The following is a 447-nucleotide window of genomic DNA, read 5'->3' as shown; positions in this document are numbered from 1 at the left end:
CCTGTGCGGGGAAGCTCAGCAGATATGGCAGGCGATCTGATGCTGGGACATCAGTCGCATCAGCTTCTCCGGCGGCTCCTGATCCGTGAACAGGGCGTGGATCTGGTTGAGGTTGCCGAGGTTGACCATGGCGTTGCGGCCAAACTTGGTGTGGTCGGCGGCCAGGAACACCTGGCGGGAGTGGGCGATGATGGCCTGAGCGATCTTCACCTCGTGATAGTCGAAATCGAGCAGGGAGCCGTCGCTGTCGATGCCCGAGATGCCGATGACGCCGTAGTCCATGCGAAACTGGCCGATGAAGTCGCGGGTCGCCTCCCCGACAATGCCGCCATCCCGGTTGCGAATTTCACCGCCGGCGATGATGACGGTGAAGTCATCCTTGGCGGTCAGGATGCTGGCGACGTTCAGGTTGTTGGTGACCACGCGCAGCTCCCGGTGGTCGAGCAG

General features: G+C 62.2%; 1 pseudogene. It reads right to left on the bottom strand.

The features are described from left to right. Positions 1–15 precede the first annotated feature (15 nt). Positions 16–447: pseudogene (locus J9889_RS23740) on the bottom strand (DeoR/GlpR family transcriptional regulator); the annotation flags it as partial.

This window comes from Aeromonas sp. PrichA-15 (genome assembly GCF_017939245.1).
In the GTDB taxonomy this organism is placed as follows: domain Bacteria; phylum Pseudomonadota; class Gammaproteobacteria; order Enterobacterales; family Aeromonadaceae; genus Aeromonas; species Aeromonas caviae.
This window is presented reverse-complemented; position numbering and strand designations above follow the sequence as displayed.